This window comes from Kocuria gwangalliensis (assembly GCF_039544365.1).
Taxonomy (GTDB): domain Bacteria; phylum Actinomycetota; class Actinomycetes; order Actinomycetales; family Micrococcaceae; genus Kocuria; species Kocuria gwangalliensis.
In genome coordinates this window covers 1-16,490 of the sequence record NZ_BAABLN010000028.1, presented here as the reverse complement: position 1 = coordinate 16,490, position 16,490 = coordinate 1, and the positions used below count along the sequence as shown (strand labels likewise).

Sequence of the window (16,490 nt, the reverse complement as noted above, 5' to 3'; positions counted from 1 at the left end):
CCCACAACCCAGCTGTGGTCATCGACAACGTGACTATGGTTTACCACGTGACGTCCACTGGGGGTGGCGAAGAGGTGCCAGTTCCTTCATTGGTTCGCTGGGGCCGCAAAGCCCTGGGCCGCCCTCCCGTGGTCAAGAATCAAGCACTCACCGACATTGCGTTGACCATCCACCAGGGTGAGTTCGTGGGGTTCATCGGACGTAACGGCTCAGGGAAATCGACCCTCATGAATATTGTGGCCGGCCAGATGAATCCCACAGTGGGCCGTGTGTACTCGGTGGACACCCCGGTAAAGCTCGGAGTCAATGTTTCGCTGGTGCCCGCGCTTTCAGGAGAAAAGAACATTCGACTGGGTTGTCTAGCCCAGGGCATGCACCCGGATCGAGTGGACAAAATTCTCCCCGACCTGGTGGAGGTAGCCGCCTTGGGAAAGGCTATCCACTGGCCCATGAAGGCCTATTCGTCCGGTATGGCAGCACGTCTGCGTTTCGCCGTGGCCACCGCCACGGATCCCCATATTTTGATTCTGGACGAGGCCCTCTCCACCGGCGACGCTCAGTTCCGTGAACGAGGACAAAAGCGCATGGCCGAAATTCGGGAGCAAGCCGGCTGTGTCATGTTTGTTTCGCACTCCATGTCCGAAATTCGGGATATGTGCACCAGAGTGGTGTGGCTTGATCAGGGTGATCTCTTGATGGACGGTGACCCGGAGACCGTGACCGCAGAGTATGAGGCCTTCATGAAGGACCTCGCGGCGGGCAATAACCTGGCCGCGAGCGCACGCAAGGAACAACTCCAATCCGAATTCGTTCGTACCGAACTCCGCGAGGTGCAATGGTGACCCCCATACGATCGCGACGAGATCTCAGGACCGAAATCTGGCACCTCCGAAACGGGGGAGTATCGCAGTGGCGCAAGTACCGTAGGCGCGAGTCCCTGCCCGCCGGGCCCTCAGCCGGTGCGGTCGGCGGACTCCGGAAAAGCATTAGTTTTGAACCCCAGGTATGGCCGGACCGTCAGCCGGTTCGATCGGACGTCACAGTTGCCGTAATCCTGGATGACTTCTCTGCTCGGGCTTTCCATTACGAGTGGAACCAGATCGCGCTTTCTCGAGACGGCTGGAAGTCGGAACTTGCCGCGCAACCGGTGGACCTCCTGTTCGTGGAGTCCGCCTGGCACGGCAACGGTGACGAGTGGCAGTACCAGCTCACGGGAACGAGCGGGGTCAAAGAACCCGTAAAGGAGCTCGTCGCGCACTGCCAAGAACAAGGGATCCCCACCGTGTTCTGGAACAAGGAAGATCCACCCCACTACCGCGACTTCCTGGAGTGCGCGCGGCTCTTCGACCACGTTTTCACCACCGACGTGAACAAGATCCCCGACTACCATCGAGATCTCGGTCATGAGCGCGTCTCGGTCCTACCGTTCGCGGCGCAGCCGGCCGTCCACAATCCCTCGCGACCGAGGAATGGCTTCCATGAACGAGATGTCGCCTTTGGTGGCATGTACTTTGCGCATAAGTTCCCCGAAAGACGGGAACAAATGGATCTCCTCCTGGGTGGCGCGAACGATGTGAGTCCTAAGCTTGAGACCGGGCTCGAAATTTTCTCCCGCTATCTTGGCGAGGACGAGCGCTACCAGTTTTCAGCACCGCTGGATCAGCGCGTGGTGGGTTCTTTGACCTACGACCAGATGTTGACCGCCTACAAGGCCTATCGAGTCTTCCTGAATGTGAACTCCGTGGTGGATTCACCCTCCATGTGCGCCCGGCGCATTTTCGAGATCACCGCAAGTGGCACACCCGTTGTCAGCACTCCGTCTCGCGCAATTCGTGAGTATTTCACCGAGGACCAGCTGGCCGTGGTGGAGGATCGCGAACATGCGGCGGATGTGGTGCGGGCGCTCGTGCGGAGTCCAGAACTTGCCGATCGGATGGTCCATCGCGCGCAGCGGGAAGTGTGGAACAAGCACACGTACGGGCACCGCGTGGAGCAGATTCTGCAACGAGTTCTCCCCGGCAAGGTTCGTCCGCGAACCCGGCCAACGGTTTCGATCTTGTTGTGCACCAACCGTCCCCATCGGGTCGCGTCGGCTCTCAATGGGTTCGCCACGCAGGTGGGTGTCGACCTGGATGTTGTGCTGGTGGCGCATGGATTCGACCCGAACACGGAAGAGATCAAGGATGTAATAGCGGTCAGTGGCATTGACCGCGTCACGACCATTGCGGCCAATGCCGCGTTGACGCTCGGGGAGTGCTTGAACCTGGCGGTTGAGGCGTCCACGGGCGAGGTCCTGGCCAAGATGGACGATGACGACTTCTACGCGCCGCGATATCTCGCGGATCTGCTCGACGCCCTGGTGTACTCGGGTGCGAACATCGTGGGGAAGCAGGCCCATTACATGTACGTGGAGTCCCAGAACGCGACCCTGCATCGATTTGCCCACCGTGAGCACCGCTACACGGACTTTGTCATGGGCCCCACCATCACGGGCTACCGCCGTGTCTTTGACCAGATCCCGTTTCAACGGCGGAGTACCGGTGAAGATTCGTCGTTCCTGGCGGCGGCCGTAGAAGCAGGCTTCTCGATCTACTCGGCCGACCGTTTCAATTTCGTGCAACGGCGCGGGTCCGATGGGCACACGTGGCAAGTTTCGGATGCGAGTGTCCTCGCCACGGGTAGTGTCGTCATGTTCGGGGACAACTCAAACCATGTGACGGTATGATTTCAATGGATCAAAACGTGCGAGACGCGCAAAACCCCTGACCGGGCAGACATTGCCGTGTGGTCAGTGATCGTCTCAGTAAGGTGAGGTAATGAGTAATTCTCTGGAAGTTGTCTTTGTCGGACTCGGCTACATTGGGCTCCCCACCGCGGTGGTGATGGCCAATCACGGAGTGCGGGTCCACGGTGTAGATGTTAACGCTTCCGCCGTCGAGCGCATCCAGCGTGGTGAAGTCACCATTGTTGAACCTGGGTTGGAAGAACAACTCAAGAAGGCTGTGGACAGCGGGCAGCTAACGGCGTCCACTGAGATGCAGCAGGGCAACGCATTCGTTATTGCCGTTCCCACTCCGTTCAAGGAGAACTACGAGGGCGATCTCTCGTACATCATGTCCGCAGCAGAGTCGATTGCTCCCCAGCTGCGCGGTGACGAAGTGGTCATTCTGGAATCCACCTCCCCGCCCAAGACCACCCAGAAGCTTGCGGCCAAGATCTTGGAACTGCGTCCGGATCTCTCCGTCGACGGCGCAGACGGCAAGCCCGTGATCCACTTCGCCTACTGCCCCGAGCGCATCCTCCCCGGTAAGGCCATGGAGGAACTCGTCAGCAACGACCGCATCATTGGCGGCCGCACTCCGGAAGCTGCGCGACGCGCCACGGAGGTTTACGCATCCTTCTGCGAGGGCGAGTTGCTGGCGACGGATGACGTGACCGCCGAAATGGCCAAGCTCACCGAGAATTCGTTCCGTGATGTGAACATTGCGTTCGCCAATGAGTTGTCGTTGATCTCCGACAATCTTGGAATCAATGTGTGGGAGCTCATCGAGCTGGCCAACCATCACCCGCGCGTGAACATCCTGCAGCCCGGCCCCGGTGTGGGCGGTCACTGCATTGCCGTGGATCCCTGGTTCATCGTCTCCTCTGACCGCGAGAACTCCAACATCATTCGTACGGCTCGTGAGGTCAACGATGGTAAGCCCAAGTGGGTCATCAACAAGGTTGATGAGGCCGTCAAGGACATTGATTCTCCGGTCATCGCCGCTCTGGGTCTGGCGTTCAAGCCGAACATTGATGACCTGCGCGAGTCACCCGCGCTCAACATCACCAAGGACCTGGCCGAGCACGTGGACCACGCCACCGTGTTGGCTGTCGAGCCCAACGTGAGTGAGTTGCCCAAGGCACTGCAGGGCATGTCCAACGTGGAGTTCGCCGAGTACGCGGAGGCCATCGATCGCGCGGACGTCGTTCTGCTACTGGTGGACCATGATGAGTTCAAGTCCATCCCGGCCACCGCGCTGAAGGGTAAGACCGTGGTGGACACCAAGGGTCTGTGGCGGTAATTCGCTGAACGGCGGTGGGTACCTGCCCATCGCCGTTATCCGTTGCGCCATTGAGTCCTACCGCGGTTTCCCCGGACCGCGGCGTGAATCCCCCAGGAGCACCCCCCGATGCATCCCGATGAACGGCGCGATCCGCGTCACCTCAAAGAACTCGTGTACGCCCAAGCGGCGAGAGAACCACGAGCCACATTTGATGCCCTGGAACGTGCCAATGCGTCCATGCGGGGGCTGCAGGCGAAGGCGAAGGCGCAGAGGGCGAAACTCGCAACTGTGTCTCGTCAGAATCGCGCCCTGGCGCAGGAAAACCGCGATCTTGTCACGGAACTCGCCCAGTACAGGAAAGCCGCAGCAACGGCGTCGATTCCTGTTACCGGCTCGGAAGTCGGAAGTGAAAAAACGGCCACGAGTGGTGATGACGGGGAACCTCCTTCGGATCAGGTACTGGCTCCGGTTGCCGCAGCTCGGGAGGTGGAGGAAAGTCGAGTGGACGAATCCTCCGACATCCCGCGCGACATGGATCCGACATCGGACGAAGATCCCGACGCGTCTTGGTTAGGCGGGGCCCCTGAACGGTTGATCTCGGACATGGGTACCGGCGAAGTGCTGGACGCCTTCCACGCGAATCCAGATGCACCTCTGTTGGCGGGTTGTCTCAACAGATTGTGGTACCGCGAGGGTGAAATTGACCGGGCGGAGCGACTAATTCGTGGCCACCGTGATCTCGTCAGTGACCTGAACTCACGACAACGTGAACTGGTCGACCGAGTTCTCGGCACAGTAGCTCTGAGGGAAAATCTTGACCAGCTCGTGCCTCAACGCGTACGAGGCGCCGCCTACCACCCCGAACACAAACGCGTACTGTATTGCGCCTATTCCACCCCTATTTTCCATTCCAACGGGTACTCGGTACGGACCGAAGGCGTGGTCTCGGGTTTGAAGGCCTCTGGTGCGGACGTCACGGTATTGGGACGCGCCGGGTATCCATGGGACATCACCACCGCGGATGCCAAACCCCGTCGACGTCGACATGTGGTTACCAGTCACGATGTGGATTGGGTTCACCTACCCGAGGGAAACATCTCTGCTCAGGGCCCGCACGAATACATTAACGTGGCGGCAGATGCCGTGGTGCGCCAGGCCAAGCTGTCCCGGCCCTCCCTGATCCACGCCGCGTCGAACTATCTCAATGCCCTACCGGCCCTCATCGCGGCCAGGCGTCTGGGACTTCCGTTCGTGTATGAGGTGCGAGGCCTGTGGGAGGTTACGGAGGCTTCCACCAAACCCGGGTGGGACGAGACAGAGCGCTACACCAACCAGGCATTCCTCGAAACTCTGGTGGCCCGAGAAGCAGATGCGGTTCTGGCCATTACCCAAGAGGTCAGAGAAGAACTGATCCGCAGAGGTGTCCCTGCAGATCGAATTTCATTGCTACCCAACGGAGTCGACACCGGGGCGTTCCTGCCGCTGCCCCGTGATGAGGCATACGCCAAACGCCACAAGATTCGCACGGACGTACCAGTCATCGGCTTTGCTGGATCTTTTGTGGAGTACGAAGGCCTTCACTCATTGCTCCAGGCGGCAAATATCTTGCGTGGGCGCAAGGTCAAATTCCAAATGGTCCTCGCGGGAGCGGGGGGTGTCTACAAAGACCTCAAGGAATACCAGAAGAAGAACCGCCTGCAAGGCGCAGTTCGGTTCCTGGGCCGCCGCCCCTCAACCGAAATTCCCCGGGTGATGAGCTGCATAGACATCGTGGCCTGTCCCCGCCTGAGCCTGCCCGTCACGGAGATGGTTTCACCGCTTAAACCCCTGGAGGCCTTCTCAGCATCGAAACCCGTGGTGCTTTCGGACGTTTCTCCGCACCGAATTCTCGTCGGTGCCGATCAAGGGACTCACGTGGGCCCTCGAGGCATACTCAGCGCGGCCGGTGACCCGAAATCCCTGGCGAACGCCCTACAGCGCCTGATTGAGAATCAGGAGGAGCGGATCGCCATGGGGCAAGCTGGACGGCTTTGGGTCGTTGATGAGCGGCAGTGGGTAAATCTCGGTGACTCTGTTCGTGAGGCGTACCGCTCAGCGTCTGAAAATTACGACCGCTTGGCAGCGAATGGTCGACCAGTAAAGGATCTCCGCATCGGACTCATTGCGGATGAGTTCACCACAGAGACATTGAACCGCTCGGCCACAATCGTTCCACTTGACCTTGAGACCTACGCGGAGCAAATACGGGCCGAGAATTTGGACTTGGTGTTCATAGAGTCCGCGTGGAGCGGCAATGGGGGACAGTGGCACCGGAAGGTGGGCCACTACTCGGATGAGGAACACGAGACGTTTCGTGACCTTCTCAAGCGCTGCCAAGAAATGAACGTTCCCACGGTCTTTTGGAACAAGGAAGACCCGGTCCACATCAATCGATTCCGCCGCACCGGCGCGCTTTGCGATCACGTGTTCACAACGGACGCCGACATGATTCCGGAGTATTTGTCACAGGCCCGCACTCTGAGCGGGGGACGGGCTTTGACGGCCTCTTCCATGCCGTTCTACGCGCAGCCGGCTATTCATAATCCGTTGCCCGGCAATCGGCCTCTCGAGAACACCGTCTCCTACGCGGGAACGTACTACGGCGAGCGCTACGCGGAGCGTTCCCAGCAGTTGGCTAACCTGTTGCGAACGGCAAAGCCATATGGTCTGGCCATTTATGATCGGCAAGCTGCGTATGCGGATTCGCCCTACCAATTTCCGTCCGAGTTCAAAGTCTCCGTGCGCGGCGCGTTGCCGTACGACCAGGTGATCGACAGCTACCGCGCACATGCAGCCAGCTTGAACGTCAACTCGGTCGCTTATTCCCCCAGCATGTACTCCCGAAGGGTCGTGGAGATCGCTGCGTGCGGTGGTGCCGTACTTTCCGGCTGGAGCCGCGGTGTCGCGGAGACGTTTGACGGTGCCATTCCGTGCACTAACAACGAGTACTATTTCAAGGCTCTGTTGTCCGCTTGGACCTCGGATCCCCGGGAACGCCTCTCCGAAGTGTGGTTGCAACTGCGCACCGTACTGCGCGCCCACACGGTGGACACCGCGCTCGTGATCTTGGCGCGCACGGCTGGAATCGCTGTGGCAGGTTTCGAGCTGCCCACATGGGGTGCCGATGTCGCGCCGGGACACGTTCGCGACATCATCCGTCAATCGGTGGCGCCCGCCGCCGTGCGTCTTTCCGTCGATGACGACGGCGCTCGGTCCAGTCTCGAAGAGCACGACATTCGAGTGCTCTCTGCTTCGTCACCCATACCTGAGGACATCGATTTCTGGGGTTGCCTACCCGACAAGCAGTCCCGGACGTGGGCGGAGGATCTGCTGCAGGCTACCCGCTGGGGACCATGGCAAAAACTGACCTCGCAGGAATTCACCGATGGTGCGGATGCCAGACACTTCGCGGTACCGGGGCAGAACGTTCTTGCCACCTCCGGTCTCGTGGCGAGGCCCGAACTGCACGGGCGCTCCGTCGAAGCAGCTCTCTCGGCCCTCGAACTGGATACTCTGACACTCACGGTGCCCTGTGAAGTGGAGCCATCCGGTGAACTGGTGCGTGCGGCGTCGTCGAAGGTTTCTCCTGAGCAACTCGGAACGGTGTTGATCGCCGGGCACGATCTCAAGTTCGCCGAGTCTTGGATCGAGAACCTACGTGAGCTCGGCGTGTCTGTTCTAGTAGACCAGTGGGAGAACCACGCCCACCATGATGAGCAACGGTCCCGTGACCTGCTGTCACGAGCGGACACCGTGTTCTGCGAATGGGGCCTGGGCAACGCGGTCTGGTATTCGCAGCATGTGAGTGACAACCACCGTCTGGTGGTGAGAGTTCATGCGCAAGAACTGCGCGGGCCCTATCTGCGTAAGATCAACCATGCGGCAGTGGACCAGTACATTTTTGTCAGCGAGCTGATGCGCGAAGCCGCCATAGCGAGCCACGGTGTTCCACGAGCCATCACAAGTGTGGTCCCCAATATGGTTCACGCAGAATCCCTGGCCGAAACGAAGACCACCACGGCTGCTAAGACGCTGGGGTTCGTGGGCATGGTGCCGCAGATGAAGCGATTGGATCGTGCGATCAGTGTTCTCGAGACGATCCTGGCTGAGGATCCCGAGTTCACGTTGCGGGTCAAGGGGAAGCGACCCGAGGACTACCCCTGGATGCTCAAGCGCGAGCAAGAAATGGCGTGGTACGGCGAGTGCTACGAGCGCGCCCTTGCTTTGAACGACCGTCACGGTCGAGAAGTGGTGTCGTTTGATCCCCACGGTGCTGACATGGCCGAGTGGTATCGAGGCATCGGCTACGGCCTTTCTCTGAGTGATCATGAGTCCTTCCATCTCACGCTCCCGGACGTTGCCTCTTCCGGGGGAGTCCCGGTGTCCTTGGACTGGCCAGGTGCTGACTTGATTTATCCGCGTGAGTGGCTGGTTCCCTCACCGGAGCACATGGCCCGTCGAATCCTCCAGTTGAGCCGCGACGAGGACGAACGCCGCACCTTCGCCGCGCGAGCCGCACAATTTGCCAGAGAACGGTTCGATGAACGCATCATCTTCGACCAGTTGGATATCACCCTGAATCCAGGGCTACGAGGAGCACATGCATGATTCCCCCCAACTCCACCCACGAAGACCACGAACCAGAGCCCACGGTCGAGGACACCGTGAGCGAGCTACTGGTGACCCAGACCCGCGAGATCCGGGTTCTCAGCAAGGAACTGACAAAAAGCTACGAGAAGGAACTGCGGTTCTTCGAGAACCTCAAAAACCGGGATCGACAGCTCAAAGAGCAGAAAATGTCCATGACCAAGAAAATCTGGTGGCTCGAGTCCGAACGGCGCCGGCTGCAGGAACAAGTGGCGCAACTGGCCGAGCAATGTGAAGCCGCAGACCAAAAGGTCCGCCAATTTCGCGGGTCGAAGCTCGGAAAGCTTCAAAGCGGTATGTGGCGTGTGAGGAAAGCGGTGAGGTCATGGCGATGAACGATCAGCAAGTGGCACTGCGCAGCGCCGATGTGCGCTCCCGAATTGCTGAATTAGAGCAGCTACGGCAGCAAATGAAGTTGAACGAAAGCTGGTACGGCTCCGGCTCGTTCAAGACTCACATGTCCCGTGGCAATGCAGACCGGCTGACGCCGCGTGTTGATCCCGAGCACTACGCTCGGATCCTCAGAGACAACGGCCGCGCCGAACAGGTCCGAGATCTCCTGGAATTGGGCCGGACCTTGCCGGACCATGCCGGAACCCGCGTGCTCCAACCGCATCCGTCCCGCGTCGCCATGATCGCGGACACGTTCCTCTACGAAACGTTCGAAGGCACCGCGCGCATCACCTATGTGACGCCCGAGAACTACCGAGAGGTGGCGGCGGAATCGGACGTGCTGATCGTGGCTTCCACGTGGCGCGGCCGCTTCGAGGACTGGCACGGCACCACGTCCAACTGGGGACCTCTACGCACGCAGGTCATCCCGGAGTTCAAATCCCGTGGTGTGCCCGTGATCTTCTATTCCAAAGAGGACCCGCCCAATTACGCACTCTTCAGACCCGTCGCACGGGACGCAGATGTGGTGTTCACGTCCTCGGAGGAAATGATCCCCCAGTACCGCGCGGACTGCCCGGATGTATCGCACGTCGAATCCATGACGTTCGGTGTCAACCCGCTGCTCCACAACCCAGTGGGGTCGCGGCGGGTCAGGCGCCCGGAAATCCTGTTTGCCGGCTCCTGGTTGTCCCACAAATACCCACACCGGCAAACGTCCGCCAAGAAACTCTTCGACGGCGTTGTGGAGGCCGGGCGCGACTTGCTTATCGTGGACAGGAACTCCACGCTGGGCGACCCCAAATACCATTACCCACAGCAGTACATGGACCACGTGGGCCCCGGTGTGGAACACCGCGCACTCATGAAGATCCAGCGCATTGTCGATGCGCAGCTCAACCTGAACTCGGTCACCAACTCCACCACCATGTACGCGAACCGCGCGGTGGAATTGCAAGCCATGGGGGCTTTCGTCCTGTCCAATTACTCTGTGGCGGTCAACGACCGGTACCCCGAGGTCCAGTTGATAGACAAGCAGGCCGAGGTTCCATTGGTCCTGAACTCCATGTCGGGAGACGAACTCTACCGAGCGCAAACCGACGGCCTGCGTCGCGTATGGGAACACGACACCGCGTGGCAGCGCATGGCGCAATTGCTCGCCTCCGTGGGTGCGCCCGTGGCTACCTTGACTGAACGCACGGCTCTCGTCCCGGTATCTGGAACGGACCTCAAGCATGTGCGGCGTGTCGCGGCATGCCAGACGGTGCCGGCGGACGTACTCACTCCCGAAGAAATCACGTCTCGCCGGGAACAGTACGACGTAGTACTGCCGGTCGCGGATAACCACGAGTACAGCAGCGCGCACGTACGAGACCTACTTAACGTGTTCCGCTACGCGGACGTGGACATCGCCACCAAGAACGGTAGCGAGACTAATTCCGTGATCACGCCTGGTGATGATCACGAGTTGGTCGATCAAGCGGTGTCCTCGGCACGAAGCGCCCTGCGAACGAATACCGAGGATGACGTCCTGGGGCGTTGGCTGGACACCGGTCGCGTGTCCGGCAACGCCTATAGCACTGCACCGTTCGGCGCAGGTCCACGAGGTGCCGAACGCATTGAGGTGACGGGAGCCACCGAGCCGGAACTCACCGTGGTGGTGCCCGTTTACAACAACGGCAAACACCTGGTCTCAAAGTGCTTCCGTTCGCTGCAACGCTCCACGATCTTCGATCGCATGGAGATCCTCTTGATCGACGACGGCTCTACGGACGGCTACACGCCCCAGATGGTGCGCGAACTGGCCGAGCGGTACTCCAACGTTCAGTCGCACTTCTTCGAGAAGGGTGGGTCGGGAAGCGCATCACGACCCCGTAATGAGGGGCTCAAACTCGCGACCGCGCCTTACCTTACGTATCTGGACCCGGACAATGAAGCCGTCAACGACGGTTTCCGGGTGCTGCTGGACGAGGTCAAAGAGCTCAAGGTGCAGTTTGCCATCGGTGACATGATCAAGCTGTCCACCTGGCGGCGGCACGTACACAACGCCTCCCTGCTGGAGAAGTCGCTACCGGAGGACGTCGTGGGGGGTCTGATGGTGCCGGAGGACGCCTTAACGCTGACCAATTTTCAACCCATGAGCATCCAGGCGCTCGTAGCTGATACGCAGTGGTTGCGCTCCATTGGTCTCTACCAGCCCATCGGCGCTCTGGGACAGGACTCTTTGGCATTCCAGCAAATGCTCCACGGGTCCCGCCGCATCGCGACCGTGCGATTGCCGATCCATGTGTACTACGGCGCGGTCTCCAACTCGATGATCAACTCGGTTGGCCCTGGGTTTTTCCGTAAGTACTTGCCGATGGAGCGATTCCGCAAGGAATGGCTCGAGCGGGACGGCCTCTTTGAGGACTACTGCCGCTTGCGTGTGGACCCGTTCTTCAATGGGTGGTTGGTGGACAAGTTCAACAAGTTCGTGTCACCGGAGCAGAAGGCAGAATGTCGCGCGCTACTGGATGAACTGTGCGAGATTTACGACGTGCGGTTGGCCCGGAAGGACCCCGGGAATCCGGATTCTCACCTGCGCGTGCTCATCCGCCCGATTGATAAGCAGCCGGTGCCTGAGGATATCGCCGCGGACCTCGAAGCCGACACCGCCCAGCGTGGTCAGGGAAGCGAGTAGCAATGGTCAGCATCGAAGCTGCCCGGCGGCAGGCCCTGGGAACGCACTTCACCGCAGCTGAAAACGAGTCCGAACTCGTGTCACGGTTGAAAAAGAGGCGCCTACACATGGCACCGCACCAGGCGTGGACACTGCCCGATGATCCCACGTGGCGGGAAAATCCGTTCGACGATAACAATTGGCAATTCCAGTACCACATGCTGCGATGGCTGGACCCACTCCGGCGGGCCGGAGCACTGGGGGATCAAGACGCTGCCGTGCTGTGGGAAAAATACGCGCGATCCTGGGTTGAGACAAACCCACCGGGCGCGGCCCCGTCCAAGTGGGCGTGGATCGACATGAGTGACGGTATTCGCGCCATGGAACTATGCCACGGCCTGACAGTGGTGGGAGAACAACCCTGGCTGATTAATTCGCTACGGGATCATGTGGACTGGCTCTTGGAGCCAAGCCATCTCAAGCGCGGCAACCATGGTTTTCACCAGCACGTGGGACTGTTTGTGCTCGGAGTGGTGCTGGAGGACCGGGAGGTCACGGATGTCGCTCTGCAACGACTTACGGACCAGTTGGATGCGGCCTACGACGAGCAGGGCGCCAATGAGGAAGGATCCATCAGCTACCACCTGCAGAACTACGTCTGGTGGAACGATGCCCTCACACGCCTGGATCTCGAAGGTATCCCTCGCCCGGAGCAGGCCCATCGCTTGGACTTGGCCCCCACACTCTTGGCCCATGCGACCGCACCCTCAGGAAGGTTTGCGCGCATCGGTGACACTGACGGTGGAAATGCGAGGAAACTGGATCACCCGCATACGCGATTTACCGTGACCGAGGGAAAAAAAGGCCGTAAACCCGACGGCACCACAGCCATCTACGATGCGGGATACGCCTTCATCAGGAGTGGCTGGGGAGAAAATCGGCCCTACAAGGACGAGACCTTCGTTACCGCCTCGTGGGGACGCCAGGACAAGGTCCACGGCCACCGTGATGGAGGATCGGTAACCTACGCGTCCGACGGCGTGCATTGGCTCGATGACACCGGCAAGTACTACTACGGCAAGAGTGCCATGCGCTCCTACGTGACCGATCGGGCCGGGCACAACTCGATCATCATCCCCGGGCGAACGTACCGCAAGGACACAAATGTGGAATTATCAGCGCACGAGGACACTGATCAGTACGTAGACCTGTCATTCCGGGACCCTGGCTATGAGGGAACCTCAATTCACCGACGGGTCATCTACCTAAAATCCAGGAAACTTCTTCTGGTGCTGGACAGGGTCTCTGCAGACGAGACCGTGACTGCAGTCCAACAGTGGCATTGTGGCCGAGCTGTAACGAGCCTGCCACTCAGTGTCGGCTTCCGCCTTGAAGCCAATGGGCAGCAAAAGCATGTGACTCGCATTAACGGCAGAGCACGGATGACTCGGGGAAGGGGCCAAACTCAACCACTAGCTGGATGGACATCATCTGGTTGGCGCAAGAAATCCCCTGTGGATCTCTTGGGATTCCGTGAGACAGGCACGAACCCTGCGTTCTCAACCCTCGTGGGAGAATGGGATCGAGAGGCAATTGACGTCCTTCAAGACTCACTTTCCGACGTAACCACGTGGGACCGTCCTGTCCCAATTTTATGTTCAGACGGACTCTTGGCGCCTCGTGTTGTAGAGCCCTCCATAGTCACATCATCCGACGATGAAGTACAGGTATCTATCAAGCAACCCGGAACCGACGTCATTACCGTGATTGCTGGAAACCACTCGGGTCATTACGCCTTTTATCTTTATCAGGGGAACGAACTCATGCAGAAGNCCCCAAAGGTGAAATCACAGACCGTATTGTTGACGTTCCCACATATAACATGAATAAAAATCTTGGGATAGGCGGCTGAAATGAATGCAACGGATCTTTTCATTGTTGAGACTATGTTCTGCGATAACGAACTCGACCCTGGTATTCTGGAAACCTATTTTACGCGTTTTCGCACAACTCTACGAAGCGTCCTGGCCCAGGATTTACCCGAACACGTCGAGCTCATATTTACTATCTATATGTCAAGCGACAAAAGACGCTGGATTGACCATGCATGGTCCATTGTTGACGGCACAGAACTGCCTAACAACATGAGGGTACGGATCTGGGAATACCACCATCCGAAAGGTGGATACCCTCCTGCGCAGGGTGTGGATCGAATTAAGAGTCCAAATAAACACGCCCCTCAGCGTGACCGACTATTTCAAAACGCACACTTCCACGTAGATTTCCCGTCCTACCATTCCGTCATCCGAGTTGCAATCGACGATGACGATCTATGGTTAAAGACTCACATACGCGAACTGCACAGGGTCGCCAGTGCAGGCCACCGTCAATACCCAGACGCAGACGTCCTGGCCCTGGGCCCGATTAACTGCATGATCGGTTATGTAACCGACGAGGGCGTGGATGTCGACATAGTATCAATGCGCCGAACGCTAACAGGCGACAAGTTCTATTCAGTCGAAAATGCGACAACCGCTACGGTTGCTACACTTTCCCCTTGGGGCGTGCCAGAAATTCTTGACGAAACCATGGCGCAACGGCTTTTAGAACGGGGCACGACCTTACGCTACGTCAAGAATAACGCACCTGGCTTTGTCTACCTTCGCTGGGGAGATAATCTCTCAAATTATAGAAAAGATTATCATGTGACAGAGACATACGGCTCTTTCAAGGTTAATTCCGTTGAGTCATTTCTATCAACCCCGCCTGAAATAGCTCTAGAATTCGACGAAAATCTAGAATTCGGCACTTTTGGGAAAAAGCTCGAGGTCATGGCTTCACGGGGCAACGATGGTACAATTCGATATTCTACAAATTTCGATTCACTGGACCTAAAGGATTCCCAGATATGCTTTTACCTGCTGCAAGACGGTAAACGAATCGATTTGAGGGCATACGGGACGCAGGGCTCTGGGACCTTTAAAGGACCGCCAGAGAATGTTAGCGTTAAGGCGTTTGTCAAGAATATGGACGGGATTTATCTCAGGGAGGAAACGCACGTAGTTTAACGTTCATAATGCAATTATACTGGTTCAATTGAATTATTGAATGTGAGAAAAATAAAATGAATCGTGATCCACTTCCACCCCAGCCTCAGGCCTGTAATCATGAGGCCCATCGCGTTAAAATACACGAGTGGGAAAGCATCGCACAGTTCATTTCGGCAGCGGCAAAACCAGACGGGCTGCATGTAATTGACACGGGGCGGGATACTCATCTTGACATCCTCACGTCCGGAGACCCGTATCGGCCAGCGAGCAAACCTACGCTCGTCATATTCAATGGTGCGGTCACTAAACGTGACGAACGTGTGCCACCGTTTCTTTCGGGTCGCGGAATTGCTCATGATACCGGATGGCCGTTCGTCGCTATCTCGGATCCATCGATCGGGCTCTCGAAAGATACTTCAATCGCTTGGTATGCGGGCAACTCACAGGTCAACCTCCAGCGGGAAATCTTTCGCCTCATCCGCCCGCTCTCACGCGTACAGAAGAATCTTTGGCTGGTGGGCGGCTCTGCAGGGGGCTTCGCTGCACTGGTCTTTGGCCACATGCTTGGTAGCGCCGCTTCGGTCTTCGTGTGGAATGCGCAAACTGACGTACTCGAGTATTCAGCCGGTTACGTCAAAAATTACGTAAAAAATAGTTTTCCGGAAATCGCTGGCCGGATGAATGAATATGACTGGAAGAAATATGCTCGAAACAAGTTCCGCCGTCATAACTATATTTACTCGATTCAAGAAGCATTTTTACCGCATCAAAGGCCGCGACGCATTTTATACCTTCAGAATCACAATGATTGGCACGTGATTTCACACTGCGTCCCATACCTCAATTCGTTTAATTATAAACGTCTAGGAGACGGGTTGTATGCGCAGGATGAAAACCATGTAATTTGGTTCCCCGAAATCGGAAATGGACATCCCGCGCCACACAAGGATGCCATTCTTACGATTCTGAAATCGGTATCAGCTCCGCAATGGTCCCTTCTTGATTCAGTTGAGATCATGGAGGCTACTGGCGTTTTCCCTGTAAATCAAAGGTCCCCTTTGACCCGGCCCAGAGCTATTCACCATTGGGGAAAGCGGATATCGGATCGTATCCGCATTGAAGAGTCAGGCCGCAAAATAACTGTTACCCTGAAGGATCTCCCCCTTCATTATGGGGGAGTATCCGTGGGGTTCGCTTCCTACGTCGAAGGAAGCCGCATCGACCGGCAACTATATAATAGCGGATTGTATGAATACACGGTGCCAATAAAAGATCACAAGAAAATTATTGTAAGAATTCTAGTTCAAGATGGTTTTGGAAACCCTTTGAAATCTGAGACAATAGAAGTCTCGTCTTATTCGGAATTGAACTCCGTAGATGGAGCATAACGGCATGAACTCATCAAATCGGTCGGATATAGCACGCCAACACATGCTAGGAGGTCTTTTCCGAGATCGTGGAAACGATCTGCAAGTCGCAAATGATCTTTTAGAGGGTGCACTCCACATAGACAATCATCCCTCGGCACAAATCGATATGCGAAAAATTAACTGGCTGGCTGATCCGTTCAAGGATAAGGCGCTTGACCCCTGATCTTGGACACGCGGAATCCAGCACGATGCTGGGAGAAGCGAGAATCCAAGGATGGCCAGGAAGAAC

Annotated in this window: 9 protein-coding genes; all 9 read left to right on the top strand. The window is 57.6% G+C overall.

Going from position 1 to position 16,490, the window contains the following annotated elements; all coding sequences use genetic code 11:
- Nucleotides 1-47 precede the first annotated feature (47 nt).
- Nucleotides 48-842, top strand: a complete 795-nt coding sequence (locus tag ABEA06_RS08710) for an ABC transporter ATP-binding protein (RefSeq protein ID WP_345311219.1) — start codon at nucleotides 48-50, stop codon at nucleotides 840-842.
- On the top strand, nucleotides 836-2,725 hold the full coding sequence (locus ABEA06_RS08705) for a glycosyltransferase family protein (RefSeq protein WP_425559514.1): 1,890 nt from the start codon (nucleotides 836-838) through the stop codon (nucleotides 2,723-2,725). The genes ABEA06_RS08710 and ABEA06_RS08705 overlap by 7 nt, the downstream gene beginning before the upstream one ends.
- A 91-nt stretch (nucleotides 2,726-2,816) precedes the next feature.
- Complete coding sequence (gene wecC, locus ABEA06_RS08700) at nucleotides 2,817-4,064, top strand: UDP-N-acetyl-D-mannosamine dehydrogenase (protein WP_345311217.1); 1,248 nt, start codon at nucleotides 2,817-2,819, stop codon at nucleotides 4,062-4,064.
- Nucleotides 4,065-4,334: 270 nt separating this feature from the next.
- Nucleotides 4,335-8,693 (top strand): glycosyltransferase, encoded by a 4,359-nt coding sequence (locus tag ABEA06_RS08695; RefSeq protein ID WP_345311216.1) that lies wholly within the window; start codon nucleotides 4,335-4,337, stop codon nucleotides 8,691-8,693.
- Entirely contained in the window at nucleotides 8,690-9,067 is a 378-nt protein-coding gene (locus tag ABEA06_RS08690; protein WP_345311215.1) for a hypothetical protein, read from the top strand. The genes ABEA06_RS08695 and ABEA06_RS08690 overlap by 4 nt, the downstream gene beginning before the upstream one ends.
- Nucleotides 9,064-11,802 (top strand): glycosyltransferase, encoded by a 2,739-nt coding sequence (locus tag ABEA06_RS08685; protein ID WP_345311214.1) that lies wholly within the window; start codon nucleotides 9,064-9,066, stop codon nucleotides 11,800-11,802. The genes ABEA06_RS08690 and ABEA06_RS08685 overlap by 4 nt, the downstream gene beginning before the upstream one ends.
- Before the next feature lie 2 nt (nucleotides 11,803-11,804).
- Complete coding sequence (locus tag ABEA06_RS08680; protein ID WP_345311213.1) at nucleotides 11,805-13,667, top strand: heparinase II/III domain-containing protein; 1,863 nt, start codon at nucleotides 11,805-11,807, stop codon at nucleotides 13,665-13,667.
- A 27-nt stretch (nucleotides 13,668-13,694) separates the two neighbouring features.
- On the top strand, nucleotides 13,695-14,849 hold the full coding sequence (locus tag ABEA06_RS08675) for a hypothetical protein (RefSeq protein WP_345311212.1): 1,155 nt from the start codon (nucleotides 13,695-13,697) through the stop codon (nucleotides 14,847-14,849).
- A gap of 56 nt (nucleotides 14,850-14,905) precedes the next feature.
- The gene (locus tag ABEA06_RS08670) at nucleotides 14,906-16,219 is read left to right on the top strand and encodes a hypothetical protein (RefSeq protein WP_345311211.1); all 1,314 of its coding nucleotides are present in this window, start codon (nucleotides 14,906-14,908) and stop codon (nucleotides 16,217-16,219) included.
- The last annotated feature ends 271 nt before the right edge of the window (nucleotides 16,220-16,490 follow it).